Source organism: Cyclobacterium amurskyense, assembly GCF_001050135.1.
Lineage (GTDB): Bacteria > Bacteroidota > Bacteroidia > Cytophagales > Cyclobacteriaceae > Cyclobacterium > Cyclobacterium amurskyense.
Window position 1 is genome coordinate 203,887 of record NZ_CP012040.1, and the last position, 19,061, is coordinate 222,947.

At 38.1% G+C, this 19,061-nt stretch carries 15 protein-coding genes; 10 read left to right on the forward strand and 5 right to left on the reverse strand.

What is annotated here, in order from left to right; translation table 11 throughout:
• Positions 1 to 319 precede the first annotated feature (319 nt).
• A complete protein-coding gene (locus CA2015_RS00780) occupies positions 320 to 2,932 on the reverse strand; it encodes a family 20 glycosylhydrolase (protein WP_048640160.1) in 2,613 nt (870 codons plus the stop codon).
• A 75-nt stretch (positions 2,933 to 3,007) separates the two neighbouring features.
• On the opposite strand from CA2015_RS00780, the gene CA2015_RS00785 reads away from it, so the two are divergent.
• Both CA2015_RS00785 and CA2015_RS00790 read left to right on the forward strand, forming a co-directional pair.
• A complete protein-coding gene (locus CA2015_RS00785; protein ID WP_048640161.1) occupies positions 3,008 to 4,105 on the forward strand; it encodes an acyltransferase family protein in 1,098 nt (365 codons plus the stop codon).
• A 4-nt stretch (positions 4,106 to 4,109) separates the two neighbouring features.
• Positions 4,110 to 5,972, forward strand: coding sequence for a hypothetical protein (locus CA2015_RS00790; RefSeq protein ID WP_048640162.1), 1,863 nt, complete (start codon positions 4,110 to 4,112; stop codon positions 5,970 to 5,972).
• A gap of 23 nt (positions 5,973 to 5,995) precedes the next feature.
• Here CA2015_RS00790 and CA2015_RS00795 read toward each other — a convergent pair whose 3' ends face one another.
• Positions 5,996 to 6,682 (reverse strand): 2'-5' RNA ligase family protein, encoded by a 687-nt coding sequence (locus CA2015_RS00795; RefSeq protein ID WP_048640163.1) that lies wholly within the window; start codon positions 6,680 to 6,682, stop codon positions 5,996 to 5,998.
• Entirely contained in the window at positions 6,682 to 7,770 is a 1,089-nt protein-coding gene (locus tag CA2015_RS00800; protein ID WP_048640164.1) for a hypothetical protein, read from the reverse strand. Before CA2015_RS00800 ends, CA2015_RS00795 begins: the two co-directional genes overlap by 1 nt.
• A 758-nt stretch (positions 7,771 to 8,528) precedes the next feature.
• Here CA2015_RS00800 and CA2015_RS00805 point away from each other — a divergent pair.
• A complete protein-coding gene (locus tag CA2015_RS00805; protein ID WP_048640165.1) occupies positions 8,529 to 9,110 on the forward strand; it encodes a thymidine kinase in 582 nt (193 codons plus the stop codon).
• The gene (gene recO, locus CA2015_RS00810; RefSeq protein WP_048640166.1) at positions 9,110 to 9,796 is read left to right on the forward strand and encodes a DNA repair protein RecO; all 687 of its coding nucleotides are present in this window, start codon (positions 9,110 to 9,112) and stop codon (positions 9,794 to 9,796) included. Before CA2015_RS00805 ends, recO begins: the two co-directional genes overlap by 1 nt.
• A gap of 7 nt (positions 9,797 to 9,803) precedes the next feature.
• Here the strand turns inward: recO and CA2015_RS00815 are convergent, their stop codons facing one another.
• Positions 9,804 to 10,571, reverse strand: a complete 768-nt coding sequence (locus CA2015_RS00815) for a hypothetical protein (protein WP_048640167.1) — start codon at positions 10,569 to 10,571, stop codon at positions 9,804 to 9,806.
• A gap of 238 nt (positions 10,572 to 10,809) precedes the next feature.
• Here CA2015_RS00815 and CA2015_RS00820 point away from each other — a divergent pair, with 238 nt between their 5' ends.
• Together CA2015_RS00820 and chrA are read left to right on the forward strand one after the other, a co-directional pair.
• Positions 10,810 to 11,790, forward strand: a complete 981-nt coding sequence (locus CA2015_RS00820) for an isopenicillin N synthase family dioxygenase (RefSeq protein WP_048640168.1) — start codon at positions 10,810 to 10,812, stop codon at positions 11,788 to 11,790.
• A 9-nt stretch (positions 11,791 to 11,799) separates the two neighbouring features.
• Positions 11,800 to 13,011 carry a chromate efflux transporter gene (chrA, locus tag CA2015_RS00825; protein ID WP_048640169.1) on the forward strand — a complete coding sequence of 404 codons (1,212 nt, stop codon included), beginning with the start codon at positions 11,800 to 11,802 and terminating at the stop codon, positions 13,009 to 13,011.
• Here the strand turns inward: chrA and CA2015_RS00830 are convergent.
• Positions 13,008 to 14,234 carry a hypothetical protein gene (locus CA2015_RS00830; RefSeq protein ID WP_048640170.1) on the reverse strand — a complete coding sequence of 409 codons (1,227 nt, stop codon included), beginning with the start codon at positions 14,232 to 14,234 and terminating at the stop codon, positions 13,008 to 13,010. The genes chrA and CA2015_RS00830 overlap by 4 nt on opposite strands.
• A 302-nt stretch (positions 14,235 to 14,536) precedes the next feature.
• Between CA2015_RS00830 and CA2015_RS00835 the strand changes: the two genes are divergently transcribed.
• The 4 genes from CA2015_RS00835 (at position 14,537) to CA2015_RS00850 (ending at position 19,046) form a co-directional block, all read left to right on the forward strand.
• Complete coding sequence (locus CA2015_RS00835) at positions 14,537 to 14,908, forward strand: BlaI/MecI/CopY family transcriptional regulator (protein ID WP_048640171.1); 372 nt, start codon at positions 14,537 to 14,539, stop codon at positions 14,906 to 14,908.
• A gap of 125 nt (positions 14,909 to 15,033) precedes the next feature.
• Positions 15,034 to 16,422: a TonB family protein gene (locus tag CA2015_RS00840; RefSeq protein WP_240477901.1), complete on the forward strand. Its 1,389-nt coding sequence runs from the start codon at positions 15,034 to 15,036 to the stop codon at positions 16,420 to 16,422.
• Between the two features lie 390 nt (positions 16,423 to 16,812).
• Positions 16,813 to 18,288 carry a copper-containing nitrite reductase gene (gene nirK / locus CA2015_RS00845; protein WP_048640173.1) on the forward strand — a complete coding sequence of 492 codons (1,476 nt, stop codon included), beginning with the start codon at positions 16,813 to 16,815 and terminating at the stop codon, positions 18,286 to 18,288.
• Positions 18,285 to 19,046 (forward strand): formylglycine-generating enzyme family protein, encoded by a 762-nt coding sequence (locus tag CA2015_RS00850; protein ID WP_048640174.1) that lies wholly within the window; start codon positions 18,285 to 18,287, stop codon positions 19,044 to 19,046. The genes nirK and CA2015_RS00850 overlap by 4 nt, the downstream gene beginning before the upstream one ends.
• Positions 19,047 to 19,061 lie beyond the last annotated feature (15 nt).

The following is a 19,061-nucleotide window of genomic DNA, read 5'->3' on the forward strand; positions in this document are numbered from 1 at the left end:
TTGCGGAAATACCTAAGTCACTAATAATTGTAAATGAATGGTTTATGTATTTTTTTATAAAAATTTAATGAATAATTTACAAATCCCATCGATATATTACCGATAAATTAATATTGTGTTATAATTTAATACATCTGGGTTTCATTTTAATTTTTAGCCAATTTACCGAATTAACTACACAAAAATTAATTCAGGTAAATTGACAAATTTTATTGTAAAAAACATTTGTTACAAAATATTATACTGTATCGGTCAATTATAATACGTAGACTTCCAGAATCTACATTTCAACCTTCAAATACAGAATATAATCAAAGTTTCAATTACTTTCTCTTAGCTCCCAATTTTTTGGAGAAACTTTTATTGTCCTGCTACCTTTTCCAGTTTCATCAAACACTTTAAGTGTTACCTCTCCCTCTATTTCTACTGGCCCAGTATACAGTGCTGACTCTTCATTAGGCTCACTTCCATCAGTGGTATACCTTATTTGTAAGCCGGGGAAATTCACATTGGCAAACAACTTACCGTCTTCAACTTTTGCGCCAGGAGGTGCTATTCTATAATTATAGCCCCCATTCCACCAACTCAGTTTTGCCAATGCTGTCTGCCCAATTCTATTTGCAAACTGATTCCAGCCCTTAGCAATATTCTGATCCATTTTAACCAAGTCCGGCTCTTTCTCCCAATCTCTCTCAGCTGCCCATGCACTTTCTGCAAACCCAAGCATCTTAGGAAACATATAGTATTCCGCCATATCCCTGCCTTTTACGGTTTCTGTCCACAACTGAGCCTCTAGACCTATGATATGGTCTTTGGCATCAGGGTTAATCCTTACCATGTCTTTAAATTCTTTGGCACGATCTATTGTTCTACCCATACTGGTCTTATAAGTTGTCTTAAACCAATCATAAGGCGCAAATGCCCAGGCATTTTTGGTATTGACAAAGCCTGCCCAATACAAGCCTGGTTCCTCAGGATCGTTACTATAGGCCAGATCAAAGTAAAAGTTGGACACATTACATAGTACCACATCGTAGCCCATATTGGCCAACTGATAACCCAAATCAGGATAATCAAACATATTGTTCCATATATAAGGAACGACCTTTTTCCCTGCAAAGGCCGGGTTAGGTTTATACACTCCTGACTCATCTTTAAGAAGGACCATTTCTTCCCAAACATGCATTTCTAAATCTCTACCTTCCAACTTTTCCAATAAAGTACTGAAAAAATACGTTTGTAAGTTTTTGGGATCTTTGATTTCGGGTAGCTTTTTCAATAATTCTCTTGCCTGAGGAGAGGCTGTCCATGCCCCCTCTGCTACTTCATCTCCTCCGGAGTGCATTTTTTTAAGTTCAAGACCTGCCTCTGCATACATTTTTGTTAATTCGTCAACAACCTTTAGGTAAAAGTCAAAAGTTGAAGCATTGGCCACATTGACAACATTGTCTTTAAAAGACTGTGCTGACATGTATTGGGACTTGTCTTCCGGATCCACGAGACGATAAGCTTCAGCTTCCTCTGTTCTACCCTCTTCCATTAAATCTAAATATCTTTTCTCCATGGACTTGATGGCCGCTCTGGCATGTCCTGGAAAATTCAACACAGGAATAACTGTGATGTGTCGTTCTTTCGCATATTTCAGGATATCAACAAATTCATCTTTTGTGTAAAACCCACTTCCATTTTTCCCTTCCATATAAGCGAATGGTCCAGAGCCATAACCCGGATGAACAGAAGGATCATCCATACTACTAGCATGTTGTCTCTGACCTCCAACTTCTGTTAATTCAGGAAGTCCTGGAATCTCCAATCTCCATCCTTCATCCTCAGTGGTATAAAACAGAAAATGATTCAGCTTATAATGAGACATGATATCAAGAGTCCTTTTAATGGTCTCTTTCGTTTGGAAATTTCGAGCCACATCCATGTGTAAACTCCTAAAGCCAAATCGAGGTGAATCCGCTATATTAATATAAGGTAGACTAAGTGGTAACTTCTGGTTCAAGTAAGCATCATTACCTAATAGTGCCAATAAGCTTTGTACTCCGTAAAAAACACCTGCAGGGTCACTACCTGTCAACACAACCCCATTTTGATTGACATCCAATTTGTAAGCCTCATCGCGCTTACCATTGACTTCCATTTTCGCCAATTTCAACACTATCCCTTGATTATTGCTCACACCTTCATGTGTAGAAAATTTAACTCCTGTAAGTTCACTTAATTTCTCACTAAGGTATTTTGCCTCATTGGAAAGGCCATTTTCAAATTCTATGGCAAGTTTTTCCTCAAGTATAAATTGACCATTTCCTTTCCTTACACTAAATGGTGTAGGTATAATTGGCAATAATTCTTCTTTATCTAATTTTACCAAATTCTCATTGCGTTCATATTGACTTTCCGCAGAATAGGGAGCTTCTTCGTCCATGGCACCTCTCAGGCGTTGTTCATCCCTTAAAAATGGCTTAACCTCCAAGTTTTTTACGGGAATAACTTCTTCAGATGTTCCATCCTCACTGTAAAAAACAAAATACATACCCATAGGTGCATCTGTTTCTTTTATCACCCCTTCAATCCCAACATAAGGAATTAAAATACTCTCCCCTGGAGCTAGCGCGAAGCCATCAATTGGGCTAAGCTTGTACCAATCTCCATTAATATGGGTGATTTTGGCATTTTCACTCGATAAGATTCCTCTTGGGGCCATACTAAAAAACAGGTCCCAACCTTTTTCCCCAAGCGGATACTGACTGCGGTTTTCTATTCCAAAACTGGCTTCAAATTGCCCCTCTTCTTCCGTAAAGTTGGTTTTTACTTCCCAATCGATATAAATGGAATCAACAGCCTCCTTCCAATTTGTAGAGGGTTGGCAGGAAAAAAAGCAGCTTATTAAAAGTAAGTAGGCAACGATCCGAGTGATTTTATTCATAATTAAATTGTTTAAGTAGCCTTATTATTACACCTCATGGTATTAAATTGACTATTAAATAAAAAAATATATTGTATGAAGCCTACAATTACTAGATTAATATCTCTGGATGCTCTCCGGGGTTTTACCATTGCCGCCATGATTCTGGTCAACTACCCGGGATCTTGGAGCCATGTATATCCACCTTTATTGCATGCAGAATGGAATGGAATGACAATGACAGATTTCATTTTTCCATTTTTCATTTTTATGGTGGGTGTCTCAGTGGCCTTTGCCTATTCTAAAAGACTAGAAGAAGGGGTGCCTAAAAGTGGTATGTATAAGAAAATATTTACTCGCGCGGTAAAACTCTTTGTCTTAGGGATATTTCTAAACCTTATTCCTGATTTTGACTTTTCAAACATGAGGATCGCTGGGGTTTTACAAAGAATAGCAATTGTCTTCTTAGCTAGTTCATTTTTATTCTTAAATACAGACTGGAAAAAACAAGCCTACTTAGGTGGGGGAATACTTGTTTTATATTGGTTATGCATGACTTTGATACCTACTCCTGGAGAAGGAGTGGTTATGTTGGAACCTGGAAGAAACCTTGCTGCCTGGATTGACAGTATGTTTTTACCAGGAAGAATGTGGGAAGGATCTTGGGATCCTGAAGGATTTTTCACTACTCTTCCAGCAATTGTAACAGGAATTTTAGGCCTTCTAGCCGGGAAAATCTTACTCTCCGATAAAAATGAAAACTTAAAATCCAATTATCTCATGTCAATAGGACTTGTAATTGTTCTTACAGGCTTACTTTGGGCACAAGTATTCCCTATTAACAAACACCTTTGGACCAGTTCATTCACATTGATCACAGGAGGAGCTGGATTTATCGCTTTGGGAGCAAGTTACTTCTTAGTAGATATCCTTGGTAAAAAGAAAGGCACCTCCATTGGAATCATCTTTGGAGCCAATGCCATTACAGTTTACGTTTTAGCTGATGTATTATCATTGATTTTTTACACCCTTGAAGTAGGTGGTCAATCCCTAAACATGTATTTTATAGATGTATTTACGGGTATAGGACTTCCTGTCAATCTTGTTAGTATGCTGTATGCCATCTTGTTTGTCATGGTTAATTTCATTCCGGCCTATATCCTGTTTAAGAACAAGATCTTCATTAAACTATAACCCAATGATTTCCCGTAACCTTTGTTTCTATTTTCGCTTATTGTTTCTGTTTGGCTTGCCTCTTGCAGGTTTCAGCCAAACAGGCAGTATCCAGGAGCCAGTTCGCTATATAGGAGGCAATAGTGTTGACCCAGATAAGCATGAGGGCAGACTGAGGTATGCAATAGGTGTAGATAGCAGGCAAACGTTACGGGCAAACAGAACCAACCCGCAAATGGCCGAAGATTTCGGTTGGACTTACAATCATGCCTCTAACCTTGCCTATTGGGAAGGGAAGTTTTACCAGCAATACCTAAGCAACCCTGTAGATGAGCACATTGCTCCTGGACAGACCTTATTGACAAGTTCAAAGGACGGTCGAAATTGGAGCAAACCGGAAGTGATCTTCCCTCCTTACAAAGCTCCTGCGGGAGTTAGCATCCCTGAGGGCTACGATGGCTATATGATGCACCAAAGAATGGGGTTTTATGTAAGCAAAAACGGCAAATTACTCACAATAGCATTTTACGGACATACCGAAGATCCCTTTGAAAAAGGAGGGATTGGCAGGGTTGTAAGAGAAGTAAACAAAGATGGAAGCTATGGACCAATATACTTTATCCGGTACAATAGCCATACCAACTGGAATGCTTCCAATACCTCTTTCCCCTTTTATAAAACATCTGATGACAAAGCATTCATAGCGGCATGTGATGAATTACTAGGTAATACTTTAGTCACTCTACAATGGCGGGATGAAGACAATGGCCTTGATGGCTTTTATTCGGGAGAACGCGGCGGTGAAGCATTTTCGTATTACTCCCGAAAGGATGGTAAAATCGTTGGCTTTTGGAAACGTTCGGTCACTGCCATATCAGAAGATGGAGGGAAACATTTTTCCAAAACAGTCAAGGCTTCTACCCTTACCATGGCAGGTGGAAAAGTCTGGGCTCAGCAAACGGAAGATGAGCGGTATGCTTTAAGCTACAACCCTATAGACATTGATGAATACAGGTATCCACTTATTGTAATCAGTTCGGATGATGGAGTAATTTTTGATGACATGGTATTGGTTCAGGGAGAAGTCCCCGCCAGAAGGTTTTATGGAAGATGGAAGGATTTTGGACCTTGCTATGTAAGGGGCATCGTAAAAGGCAATGGCAACCCGCCAGGTGATGACATGTGGCTCACTTATAGCATGAACAAAGAAGACATGTGGGTAAGCAAAGTACCGACGCCTATCAGGTACACCATCAATGGCCCTGTTAATGACTCCTTTGACCAACTTATTGAAAATGGATCCATCACTAACTGGAACATTTATTCTCCCAAATGGGCTCCTGTAAATGTGGTGAAGTCCCCTCTCAGTAAGGGCTTGTCATTGCAACTCGCTGATGAGGACCCCTATGATTATGCAAGGGCTATTCGGGTTTTTGAAACCAGTCAAAACGTAGAAATCAAATGGGATTTTATGGTACCTACCAACAACAATGGTTTGATGGAAATGGACATTACGGACCAGTTTGGCAATCGTCCCATAAGGCTGAAATTGACTGAATCAGGGGATTTGATTTATTTATCAGGTCACACTGAAGTTAATTTAGGAAAAGTTAACCCAGAAAAATGGAATAGCATAAAGTTAAACATTCATGCTAGCGTTAATGGGTATTTTGATCTCTATTGGAATGGGGAGTTGAAAGGAAAAATGATCCCACTTACAGAGGCTGTTAAGTCTGTGGAACGTATTTCTTTCAGAACGGGGAATTACAGAGACCTTCCAAACAGAAAAACACCCAATGAAGATCCAGAGCCACCATTACCTGGAGCTGATGAAAAAGTCCCTTTAGGTGTGTTTTATATTGACAATGTTGCCGTAAACCCTAATTAATGGCTAAACCCGAAGGGGTGATGCTATTGTTTTAAATTATATGATTTCAAAAGCTGAACAATTGATTTTCGTTGGTACCAGTCATTGTAAACAAATTCAAGCTGTTCAAAGGATTGGCATCCGAATTCAAAATCACTAAAGGCCTTTACTAATTCAATTACCTTTTTCTTATCCTTTATAGGTTGCTTAAACCTTACCACAGTACTGTGTGCTGTCACAAGCTTATAGCGTTTGTCTAGGGATTGCTCTAGCTTAGCTCCTGAAAAAGCATTTCGAAGGTTTTGTCTGAAATGTTCCAAGTATCCATTAACAGGATAACCTTTGATAATCAAACATGAGGCTGAGGCAAAAACCCCTGTAAAGTCAAGTTTGAATTCTCTTACTCCTCTTAAAGCTTTTTGAATAATTTCATCATACCGGTCAATTTCAATTCCTTCCATAGAGAAGCCACTGTAGCAAGAGACAATGGGCATAACCGTAACGTGAATATCATCAACTGAATAAAAATACTGATCAGGAAGCACTTCCCTAGCTTGATGAATAAATAGTTCAAATGCTTCTTTTATCTTCTTATTTGGCCTAATTAAAAGGGTCAAACCCCTCCTTAGATCCGAAGGGTTATCTAATTCTTTGTCATAATTAAAACCTTCTTTGTTTATTGAAGATAAAGCCGAACTATGCAGTTTTTTATAATGATTCCTAAGATCCATTAGACAGAATCATACTTCCTAAAGATCAACTGAAGCAATTCCATCACCTCCTCAGAGTGGATATCCCAGTTCAAGCTTTTCACAAAACTCTGGTTGAGCAAGTCAATTGCTTCAAAGAAACTATCTGTTGCATCCAGTTCGATAATGGCTTGATCCATCAGGTCGGGGTTACCTTGAAAAAGCCTTTTGGTAAACATAATCCGTTGATTAATCCCCATCCCTTCCTTCAGATGGGTTATGCTACCTTTCATATAGGGGTTTTCTCCAGAATCAAACTTGGCCCAAACAATGGAAGGGTCTATTGTTTCTATCAAATCCTCATTTGAAGCCTCTTCCTTTGGTGCTTCTTCTTCCTGATTGTCTATAACTGTTTCCGAGGGTTCAACGATATAGTGCTTGGGCACCGTTTCTTCTACCTTTTCAACAAGTTCAGGAACTGGTTCATCTTTCAGCTTTTGAGGTACTTCTTTGATAAGTTTATCAAAGTCAAGTGATAAGACATCTTGTAAAGGAGCAAGCAAGGATACCGCTTGGGTTGAATCATTGGTTTCCTTCTCTAAACCTTCATATAACTTTTGTTTCCATATTATATCTCCAGACTCAGAGGCCCAATCTTCTGCCGCAGGGACCCACATTTGCGTGTACCACTTTATGTATTTCTGTAGTTCCTTTACATAGGCAGTAGATTTTTCATGTCTCTCGTCCAATATTTCCTCTATAAAAGCAACTGGGTCAACCGCAAGAAATATGGTTTTTGTCACTGCTTTACTTAGAAGGGGAGCAAAGTCATTTTGCTCAATCTTAATGGCTCTTGAAAGTACAATCATAAAGTCTGACAACGCCTCTTTTACCGCCTTGTCCTTGTAATCAAAATAAGGGTTTTGAGTGAATGAGTCAACCTGCTTCTGCCAATCCTCAAAAAGCTCTCGAATAACCATTAAGTTAAGTTGAGAGGAAGAGGTTAGCTCTACAATGTCTTGTCCGCTAATGTAACCCTTGTTAATGAAATGATTGTCGCAGATTATTTGAGAAAAATCTCTGGAATAACTGTCAATATAATCTTGATCTAAAATCATTTGTTTGGTCATATTACTTGTGTTTCTCCCTTTTATATAGAGGTAAAGTTATGTAATTTATTCTTTAAACCCCGATTCAAAGACATTAATAAGTAACAATAGTTAGCTGACCTGAATCAAGGTAAATTTGAAATCATTTTCTCCCCTTATAGTTTTTTGAAAATAACCTCAGCAATAAAAAACTGCCTGAGACCTATTCAATGGCCTAATATTTTTAGCTCAGAAAAGATTCGGTTTATGTTAAAAAGTAAGCCCATACACTATATCATTTCCCTGTCCCATAGAAAAACATGAAATCACCATAAAATCAGCCATTCGAAGGCTTGATAAAATACCAAACTTTAGAGTCCTCGGGCAAGGTTGAACCCGAAATATGCAATAGACATTCTATTACGTGCTGAAATCGCTTTAAAATCAGCCACTTCGTTGCTGTTTTCAATTTCACCATAGCGGTGCTATGCTAAAATCTCCAAACAGCCTGATTTTCTTGCGATTGCAACACTTCCCGTAAACACGGGACAGGCTATCACGAATTCTATTACATAATCCGGGTTGAACTAGCAAGGAGTGACCTAATCCGAGGTGGTATTATCAAATAATAGATGGCCTTTTGCCTATTTCAGGTTTAATCTGGCTTTAATTTTTATTAATAAATATAAATCAATTAATTTCGTCTGCTTATAATTTACTAATTTTCCTGTTGACCTTGATTCATTCTTTCTGTTTGGTCAACTACAGTAGTAAAGATTTTTTACCATTATTCAGAATTTATGTTTATTGAACCATCTTTAGGAAAAACCGGCCGAAAAGGGCAATTAGAGGTAATATGCGGTTCAATGTTTTCTGGTAAAACAGAAGAATTGATAAGAAGACTTAACAGGGCGTTAATCGCCAAACAAAAGGTGGAAATATTTAAACCTGCCATCGATAAAAGGTATGATGACAATAATGTAGTCTCACATGATGAAAACATTATCCGATCTACCCCTGTACAATTTGCTGAAGACATTTTGCTTCTAGCAGGTAATTGCGATGTGGTAGGAATTGACGAAGTTCAGTTTTTTGATGCCCAAATAATTCCTGTTGTAGAAAAACTTGCCAAGACTGGTACTCGGGTAATTATTGCCGGTCTAGACATGGACTTTAAAGGGAAGCCTTTTGAGCCGATGCCTCAATTAATGGCAATGGCTGAATATGTCACTAAAGTACATGCTATATGTATGAAATGCGGTGATCTTGCTTCTTTTAGTTACAGATTGTCTGCGGAAAAAACCAAGGTAATGCTGGGAGAAAAAGAAAGCTATGAGGCCCGTTGTCGCAGGTGTTTTTTTGACCTAGATGTAACCACTTAATGCTTAAAAAAACTACTGGAATTGTAATTGGGTATACAAAATACAGAGAAACTTCGATTATCACGAAAATCTTCACAAGAGAACTTGGGCTCAAATCCTATGTGGTAAATGGAGTGAGGAGTAATAAATCATCTTCCAAAGTCGCCCTTTTTCAACCCTTAACCTTGGTGGATCTTGTCGTTTATGATAAAGAGAATGCCAACATCCATAGAATTTCTGAAATAAAATCAGACATAAGTTTTCAACGCATCCCATTTGATTTTATCCGTTCTGGCATTAGTATGTTTATGGCTGAAATATTGGGAAAGGTTGTTTTTGACAATTACCAGAATGAATTGCTGTTTGACCATCTTAAGAACCAAATTTTAGCCCTTGATGCAGAACTGTACCAACCGGGATTATTCGCTCTACATTTTTTGATAGGTACTTCCCGCTATTTAGGTTTTGAACCTGAGGACGCAAATGACTTTTTTTTACAACTACCCGTTGATCAATCAAGTAGTAATTACACAAAAAAAAGCCTGTTCCTTAACCAGATTTTAGAAAGCGAACCTCATTCACCCACAGAGGTGCCCGGCAATATAAAAAGGCAATTATTAGACGATTGGATATTGTTCTACAAAATCCATATCGATGGATTTGGAGAAATAAAATCCTTATCTGTATTACGCACATTACTCGCCTAAAACCAGCCTATTCTATAAGAATATTTCTTGTCTGGCTAGAAAAAACACCTGATAACTCTTCCCCATTTCCAGCTTTAATCAAACTAACCTTCAGACTATAAGTCCCTTTTTCTATTTTGGATAACTTCACAGGAACAATTTCTTCAGTAATAAACTGCTGACCGTCAATTTCAATCAATACTTTCACCCCATCGCTGTCTGGTGCGCCTCCCAGGTAAAGAAAGTCCACGACAACCTGCTCATCTGCAGAATAACTTTGCTGTTCTATGGGTAGGTGAAGAATCACATAAGGCTCCTCGTCTTCTGGAAAAGGTCTTGACCCTCCTACTGTAAAATCTCGTTGAGAAAAGTTCCCATATTCCTTTAGGGCTAAGCCCTCTTCGTTGACCAAAAAAGCAACAGCCCTATAGGTGCCTTTATTTAAGTCCATTTGAAAATTTGGCAAGGTATAAGGTTTAGGACTCGCCCCATTTAATGAAAGCATCAATGGATTTTCTCTCCCTAAGCCATGGTTCCGAATATTGAAAGAGAAGGCCACCTTCCCTTCTTTAAAGTCCTCATTCCCTATTGGGTTATATATGTCCAGCATTGCATCAGGGTTCGTTGCTGTTACCAGCTTTTCGAATTGAATTTTTTCTACTATACTTTCTTTCAATTCATTTGGGGCTTCATTTTGTTGATCCACCAATGCCTCAGATTTCTTATTTGTAGAATCACAGGCATACATAAATACCAATAAAAGGGCTATGGTAAAAAAAATGTTCTTGAATTTCATATAAATTTGTTCTGTAAGGACTTAACGTGAAAGGTTGTGTAGCTATTTTATCCCTTGGTAAAAAGACTTCAAAATAATCCTACCGGGTGATTTTCATCATTTCTCATACGCTCGATCAATTACTTAATTATTTTCTTTTAATTTCACGCTGGACTTAAAAATCTAAAGTGAAATCCGGATTCAAAGGTATTTATTTTTAACAATAAAAAAATTACCTTGCATTAAACTTAAAAAGCAAATGAGCGAAATTTTATTTGAAGAGGTTCCGTGCCTGGATTTGGCAGATTTCATTTCTGGGGACAGTAGTAAAAAAGCTGCTTTTGTAAAAAAACTAGGAGAAGCATATGAGAACATTGGATTCGTGGCCATAAAAAACCACGGACTCGATCAAAATATGCAGGATGAGCTTTATTCGGCCATCAAAAACTTCTTCCTGCTTCCAGACAATATCAAAGCCAAATATGAACAGCCTGATAAAGGCTTTCAAAGAGGGTATACTGGTAAAGGTAAAGAACATGCCAAAGGAAGGAATACAGGAGATTTGAAAGAATTCTACCATGTAGGCCAACCTCTTGATGAGATTTCAAACGATGATACCGTAAAAGAAGAATACCTACCCAATGTATGGCCAAGGGAAGTGCCCGAATTCAAAGACATTTCATTGAAGGTATTTAAAACTTTAGAAGCTGCTGGTAAAACCATGCTCCGAGCCATTGCTTTAAACTTAGGACTCAAGGAGAATTATTTCGAAAGCAAAATTGAAAATGGCAATTCCATTTTACGTTCCATCCATTACTTCCCTATAAAAAATCCTGATGATGTGCCTGCCGATGCCGTTAGAGCAGCCGAACATGGAGACATCAACTTAATCACTATCCTAATGGGAGCGAGTGCAGATGGTTTACAAGTATTAAGAAGAGATGGGAAATGGATCCCAATCACTGCCCTTCCTGATCAATTGATAGTGAATGTAGGAGACATGCTGGAAAGGTTGACAAATAAAAAACTCAAGTCCACCATTCACCGGGTAGTAAATCCTCCACGTGAATTAATGGACACCAGCAGGTATTCAATTCCATTTTTCATGCATCCTCGTTCTGAAATGGACCTGAGTTGTCTGAACTCTTGTATTGATGAAAATCACCCTAAAGCATTTGAAGATTGCACTGCAGGTGAATTTTTAGATGAAAGATTAAAAGAGTTAGGACTGAAAAAATAACAAGTTCATATGACGACCATCAGGAAGGTACGGTATTATATATATCTGAAAGATGTGCTCGTACTTTCTCTGACAGCTTTTGGAGGTCCACAGGTTTTTTTGGCCATGGTCATTGATATAATGGTCAAAAAAAGAGGCTTTATTACAGAGAAAGACTTGCTGGAATTAAATGCCCTTTGTCTGGTTTTGCCTGGGCCAACTTCTACTCAGACCATATCAGCAATAGGCTTCAGGGTGGGAGGACCGGTATTGGCCTACCTTTCTTTATTGGTATGGGTACTCCCGGCTACCCTTCTTATGATAGGGACAGCCTTCTTGATTGAATACTTGCAGTCCAACACAAAAGGAGAGCTGGGCTTTGCTAAATTTATTCAGCCTATGGCCATAGGCTATATCATCTACGCCTCTCAGATCACGATAAAAAAAATGATCCATACGGTAGAGGCCGCCATCTTAATGATGATTGCAGCATTTATTGCATTTTTTTACAATTCACCCTTTATTTTCCCAATCATGCTGGTCTTAGGTGGTTTGATTACTACCCACAATTACAATAAACAACCAATCATTGAAGAGAAACCAAAAATTAGGATCTCTTGGGGGAATTTTATTCTTTGGGCAGGAGTATTGATTTCAGCGGCTGTCTTGGGACATTATACCAGAATCTTGCCAATAAGATTATTTGAGAATTTTTATAGAAATGGATCCCTTATATTTGGAGGAGGCCAGGTTTTAGTCCCCTACTTGTATACAGAATTTGTAGAGTTCAAAAACTATTTAAGTTCGGAAGAATTTCTGACAGGTTACGCCATTTCTCAAAGTATCCCAGGCCCAACCTTTAGTATTAGCTCTTATATTGGTGCATTGTCCATGCGAGAATGGGGAGTTACTGGCATGATCACTGGAGGATTGGTTGCAGCTGCAGGTATATTTTTACCAGGCACCTTTCTAATATTTTTTGTTATCCGGTTTTGGGATGCCTTAAAGATATACCGTCCGGTGAGAGCCGCCCTAGAAGGAATAAATGCGGTAAGTTGTGGCATGTTGATCGCCGCTGCTTATCTTTTATTTGAACCTATGGAGAATAATTTCATTAATATCGTCATCATCATCGGCACCTACATCCTATTGAGATATAGTAAAATACCCTCTCCTCTTATCATTGTATCTGGGGTCGGCATAGGCTTGATTTACCAATGGATCATGAACAACCTTTATTAAGTGTAATTTGTGAGTAAGGCCCTATTTTGATGCTTATTGAATAAATGAATATAAATACAAATCCCCAATGGTAAGCAACAACTAAAAAACAACAAGCTTTCATTAAAATAAGCCATGGATCCCCAACCTTGCCAAAAGAAAAAGCCCTGGGCAAACAAAAGCATTTCAGTACCTATGAATCCTAGGTAATAGAACCAAACAGCGGTTTTCATTCCTCGGTTCTGTACTTCCATAGTGTTCGAATTAATAAAAGAAAACATCAAATAGGCGGAGAATAATCCAAGCATACTTAGGTGAATAAACCCTATAATAAATAAACGCAAAATAACAGCCATTTCGGCTAACTCAGGCAAAACGAGCAAAGATTGAGCAGCTACCCTTATTAGGCCAACTATTACAGCAAGTATTAGCCATGGTTTGGTTTTAGGAGAGAAATGTAAGGACAGTTTAGGCAAAGATTTTCTCTTTAAAACAAAAATTGCCACTAATCCAAAAAGTTGCAGGAGAACCCCTACTGCATTGACATAATAAGCCCAGCTCCACTGGTAGGCCCAGAACAAGATCAAAGCAAATGTCAAAATCTGGCTTGACAATAAAAACCCGTAAACTAAACGAAAACCAAGTCTTGGGAAACCAACCTTGAAGGTTTTAACAATTAAGGTTAAAAGCGCAAAAATCAACCATCCATTAAACTGAAAGTGAAGGTAAAACTGTATGGCTACCTGGTACAGCATCCCGCCCCCACCTCCGTTTCCCATAATCACTGCCACTCCCCAAACCCCTAAGGTGGAAAGTAGAAGAAGGAATAATGAGGTTTTTAATAAAAGGTTTATTTGTTCACATCCTTTAATGTGATCTCTCCATACCCTAAAGACAAAGAGATAGCTCAAGACAATATGAAGGGAGGAATAGAATATTGAAAAGCCAGCATAACCTTGCAAAGGAAAGGCTATCATCATACCTGTTATTGAAAATTGTGTTAACCAAAACAGATAGGTATAAATTGGTTTGGAGGCCTTTTCTTTAGGTAAAAAATTACCATGAATCAAAATGAAAAAGCCAAGGTAAAGCCAACCTAAAAGGGCTACATGGGAATGCCCATGTAATAAATTTTTAAATTCTATCCAATTTAACTCCCATACGAAAGCTGCTCTTAGCACCAAGCCCATTATGGCTGCAATTAAAAAATTAAGTAGTGAAATCAAAATCCAGTTTTTCCTCATTTGCTGGTTGTTTTTATAGAAAATAATTTCCACAATTAAGAATTAATCCTTAGTAAAACCCTCTCTAATTCTTACAATAACAAAACTACAAACATTTAAGACAAATATATCCTTTTATATAAAGCCGGGATCAAATACATGATTTGCGCAATATTCAATCATCCAATAGGACTGACATTCTATACTTCTTGCCTCAACTTGACAAGGTTTAGAATTTAGTCCGAAAGAATGAAAAATAGATCAAAGATTTGGAGTTATAAATTATTTTTCTACATTTGTAGAACACCTTATTGTAATGTAGAATGAAGTTATCCAAATCCGAAGAAAAACTAATGGAGTTGATCTGGTCCAACCAGCCCATATTTATGAAAGAACTTCTTGAGGTCCTTCCTGAACCAAAACCTGCGCCAAGCACTGTGGCAACACTGCTGAAACGCATGCAACAAAAAGGTTATGTAGGATTCAAATTATTTGGGAACTCAAGGCAATACCATGCTCTTGTAGAGAAACCGGATTATTTTTCCGGGCAGGTAAAAACCATTATTAAAGATTTTTTCTCTGATTCACCGCTTCAATTTGCTTCCTTCTTTACCAAGAAAGCAGACTTGAGTACCAATGAATTGGAAGAAATTAAAAAACTTGTAGAAACCGAAATTGAAAGGAGAAAAAAATGATGATGGTTTTGGTTAAATTTATCGGCTGTTCCGCAATTATCTTTTTGCTCTTTCAACTTTTTCTGGCAAATGAGAAAACATTCACATTGAACCGGTGGCTGCTTTTATCGTTGATCCCTGCGGCCATGCTTGTTCCTTTTATAAGCTTACCCTTGTGGCTACCACAAGAAAGCACTGTAGCTGTTAACTATCTTCCCTATGCCCAAAACCAATCTACTCCGGTTGTAGCTTCTGCCCCATCAACTCAGGCCATTCCTGCTGAATTTTGGATCCTGGCAGTTTATTTGGCTATAACTGCACTTTTATTCGCTAAGAAAATAAGTGCATTATTAAAGCTAATCAATTGGACAAAAAAAGCCTCGAGCAAAACCTTAAAGAAGGCCAACCTTATCCTCTCAGAAAAAGTGATTTCACCTTTCAGTTTCGGAAAGTATGTTTTTATGCATCCTTCAACCTATAAAGAAGGTTCCGGAAAAACGGAAATGATCATAAAGCACGAACTCATCCATATCGTTCAAAAACACCATATAGACTTGGCATTGATGGAATTTATATCGGTGATATGCTGGTTCAACCCTATTGTATTTATGGTAAAGAAAGCCATTGTCCTAAATCATGAATACCTAGCCGATCAAGGCGTAAAAGATTCGGTGCATCCTATCAAATACAAAAAGCTACTGTTAAGCCTCAGCATTCAAAATAATCCTTTGATATGGACAAGTGCTATCTCCTCCTCCACCTTAAAACACAGATTAACTATGTTAAATAAACCCCTAAAGAAAACGACTATGCGCCTTCGAATCGCCTTTTTCAGTTTATTAGCCTTATTGATAGTTACAGGATTTTCAATTAAAATCAATGCTTATCCATCCAACCAACTCCCTCCTGATTCCAGTTTAAAATGGAAGGGAAACCAAAATAGTCCTTTGGATAAAATGCCTGAGTTCAAAGGTGGAATGACAGCATTTTCAAATTATGTCAAAAAAGAAGCGAAATACCCTTTATATGCCCGAATTAAGGGCATAGAGGGCCAGGTTGAAGTTCAATTTGTGGTAGAGAAAGATGGATCAGTTTCCAATGTTTCCGCTGCCAGTGGAACTGAAAATGGTTTTGAGTTTTTAGCAGAAAGGATAATTAAAAATGCGCCGGATTTCAATCCGGGAATGCAAAATGGTCAACCCATAAGGGTACAAATGACAATCCCTCTGTTTTTCACACTTAGCAAAGAGGAATTAGATTCTGACAAGCTACCATTGGGTGAAGTAAACATAGGAGAATTCACTCCAAACGTGGATGGTTTAAAAATTAAGGCAAACTATTCAAATGGAACTTGGAATGGTACGGTTCGGGATACTGAAGGAAATTTACTTCCGGGTGCATTAATTATAGTAGAAGGCGCTAACGCAGGAACTGTAACAGATATTAATGGGGAATTCGCTTTAAAATCCGATTCTTCTGCTACCCTTATTGTAAGTTTTAAAGGTTACAATAATGTTAAGTTAAATCAGAATTGAAACACAAGCCCTAGCAAGGATTAAACAATAATTCTAACTAATAAAAAGTAAAGTCAGTCCAAAAGGTTTCATGTAAATAGGCATGAAACCTTTTTATTTTAGGTCAAATTCCATTTGAGAGTTCCATTTTTTATGTTTTGAATATTCAATTTTTACAGATAATATTAGATGAATAAAACAATATTGTAAAATAAACAATTATTAAATTATATTATAACAAAATTACATATATTTTAATAGAATATTTATTCATCAAAATACATGACAAATATCATGATTTCACCTAATTTTTGTTTTATTGGGCGCATCCATGTCTCACTACCTTTAGCCAACTAAACAGCACTAAAAAAAGCTTTTAAAAATTACAACCTATATAAATAATGATTTACCATGGAAATAGCAAAAGTAAGATCAGTTAGAGGATATTTTTATCTTTTTATCCTCTTAATCTCAGTATTAATGGTTGGTTGTGGGAATCATGATTCAGAGAAAAATCATACCCCAAAAAGTGTAACAGATTACGCCAAAATTAAAGTATTTGGAGAAGAACATGCCACGCTTACAGCCCCTCCAAACGTACCTCCACCAGTTGGAAACAGGCCTGCAAAAAAACTATTTGTAGAAATGGAGATCGTTGAAAAAGAAGGAGAAATGGCCGATGGAGTTACCTATATGTATTGGACCTTCGGCGGTTCTGTTCCTGGCTCTTTTATCAGAACAAGAGTAGGAGACGTGGTAGAGTTTACAATTAGAAACCACCCAGACAATAAGCTACCCCACAATATAGACTTACATGCCGTCACAGGTCAAGGCGGTGGTGCTGAAGCTTCATTCGTTGCACCAGGACAAGAAAAGACCTTTTCCTTTAAAGTTGTAAATCCAGGATTGTTTGTTTACCACTGTGCAACAGCACCAGTTGGAATGCACATTGCCAATGGCATGTATGGTCTGATATTGGTTGAACCAGAAGGAGGATTACCTCCTGTGGATAGAGAGTTTTATGTAATGCAAGGTGACTTTTATACAGAAGGGAAATTTGGTCAACAAGGATTGCAACCATTTAGCATGCAAAAAGCCATTGATGAAAACCCTGACTATGTAGTATTTAACGGAAATGTTAACGGCCTCTCAGGTGACAACAGCATTACCGCTAAAGTAGGTGAAAACATCAGGATATTTTTCGGTAATGGAGGTCCAAACTTAGTTTCTTCCTTCCATGTTATCGGTGAGATTTTTGACAAAGTTTACCTTGAAGGAGGAGAACAATTCAACCATAATGTACAAACTACATTGGTCCCTGCTGGCGGTTCGGCCATAGTAGAATTTGTGGCTGATGTCCCTTCTAACTTAGTACTGGTAGATCACAGTATTTTCAGGGCATTTAATAAAGGGGCTTTAGGTATTCTCTCCGTGTCTGGAGAGGAAAACAAGGCAATATTTGCAGGAGCAATTATGGAAGGAATTTATCAGCCTGAAGGAAGTGTAATACAAAATATGCCTAAAAATGAACTGGAGATTGAAGCTCCTGTAAACCTTAGTAAAGAAGAGCAAATTATTGCCGGTAAAAACTTATACATGCAAGCCTGTTTTGCCTGTCATCAACCGAATGGTGAAGGGATTCCAAATGCTTTCCCTCCACTTGCAAAATCCGATTACCTTAACGCAGATGTGGATCGATCCATAGGGATATTACTACACGGTTTGTCAGGTGAGGTGGTTGTAAATGGAAAGTCCTATAATAGCATAATGCCTGCACAACAAATGAATGACAGCGAGATTGCCAATGTACTGACCTTCATATACAATAGCTGGGGCAATAGTGGAAAAGTAATCACTCCTCAAATGGTTCAAGCACAAAGAAAATGAAAAATTGGGTATTAATAGGAGCACTTGCATTGATCCATTTCTCCACTTTTGGTCAAGAAAATGCCATGAGAAAAATAGATGGGGGGTCTTACCTCCCACTCTATGGCAACTCAAGTGAAGAAGTTAATGTAAGTGCTTTTTATATAGACCCACTACCGGTAACCCATGAAGCGTATTTGCAATTCGTAAAAGAATACCCTGAATGGAGAAAATCTCAGGTAAAGGGATTATTTGCAGACAAAAGATACCTAGAAGTTTGGGAAGGAGACCTTAGCTATCCTTCAGCATTCAAGAACAGCCCAGTCGTTCAGGTTTCTTGGTTTGCGGCAAAGGCTTATTGTGCATGTCAGGGCAAACGTCTTCCTACAGTAGATGAATGGGAATATCTGGCCATGGCCAATGAAGTGAAAGAAGATGCCAGAGAAGATAGCCTCTATAATTTAGCGATTCTGAGAAGCTATGAAACACCAAAAACCTACTTACTAAAAGTAGGCAGCAAACCAAGTAATATTTATGGTGTCTACGACTTACATGGTTTGGTTTGGGAGTGGACCTTGGATTTTAATTCAATCATCATCACAGGAGAATCCAGAAATAATGGAAACACTGACCAAGGCTTATTTTGTGCAAGTGGGGCATTAGGTGCCAACGATTTGATGAACTATGCCGCCTTTATGCGTTACGCTATGCGCTCTAGTTTAAAGGCCAGGTACAGTATGACAAACCTTGGTTTTAGATGTGCAAAAGACATCCAATAATAAAATTAATGCAGG

Bases quoted from the DNA above. Each gene is read 5' to 3' on its own strand.
- CA2015_RS00800 (WP_048640164.1), bottom strand. From the start codon at position 7,770: ATGACCAAACAAATGATTTTAGATCAAGATTATATTGACAGTTATTCC.
- CA2015_RS00840 (WP_240477901.1), top strand. From the start codon at position 15,034: ATGCTTGTTCCTTTTATAAGCTTACCCTTGTGGCTACCACAAGAAAGC.
- nirK (WP_048640173.1), top strand. From the start codon at position 16,813: ATGGAAATAGCAAAAGTAAGATCAGTTAGAGGATATTTTTATCTTTTT.
- CA2015_RS00795 (WP_048640163.1), bottom strand. From the start codon at position 6,682: ATGGATCTTAGGAATCATTATAAAAAACTGCATAGTTCGGCTTTATCT.
- chrA (WP_048640169.1), top strand. From the start codon at position 11,800: ATGACGACCATCAGGAAGGTACGGTATTATATATATCTGAAAGATGTG.
- CA2015_RS00830 (WP_048640170.1), bottom strand. From the start codon at position 14,234: ATGAGGAAAAACTGGATTTTGATTTCACTACTTAATTTTTTAATTGCA.
- CA2015_RS00790 (WP_048640162.1), top strand. From the start codon at position 4,110: ATGATTTCCCGTAACCTTTGTTTCTATTTTCGCTTATTGTTTCTGTTT.
- recO (WP_048640166.1), top strand. From the start codon at position 9,110: ATGCTTAAAAAAACTACTGGAATTGTAATTGGGTATACAAAATACAGA.
- CA2015_RS00805 (WP_048640165.1), top strand. From the start codon at position 8,529: ATGTTTATTGAACCATCTTTAGGAAAAACCGGCCGAAAAGGGCAATTA.
- CA2015_RS00820 (WP_048640168.1), top strand. From the start codon at position 10,810: ATGAGCGAAATTTTATTTGAAGAGGTTCCGTGCCTGGATTTGGCAGAT.
- CA2015_RS00835 (WP_048640171.1), top strand. From the start codon at position 14,537: ATGAAGTTATCCAAATCCGAAGAAAAACTAATGGAGTTGATCTGGTCC.
- CA2015_RS00850 (WP_048640174.1), top strand. From the start codon at position 18,285: ATGAAAAATTGGGTATTAATAGGAGCACTTGCATTGATCCATTTCTCC.
- CA2015_RS00785 (WP_048640161.1), top strand. From the start codon at position 3,008: ATGAAGCCTACAATTACTAGATTAATATCTCTGGATGCTCTCCGGGGT.
- CA2015_RS00815 (WP_048640167.1), bottom strand. From the start codon at position 10,571: ATGAAATTCAAGAACATTTTTTTTACCATAGCCCTTTTATTGGTATTT.
- CA2015_RS00780 (WP_048640160.1), bottom strand. From the start codon at position 2,932: ATGAATAAAATCACTCGGATCGTTGCCTACTTACTTTTAATAAGCTGC.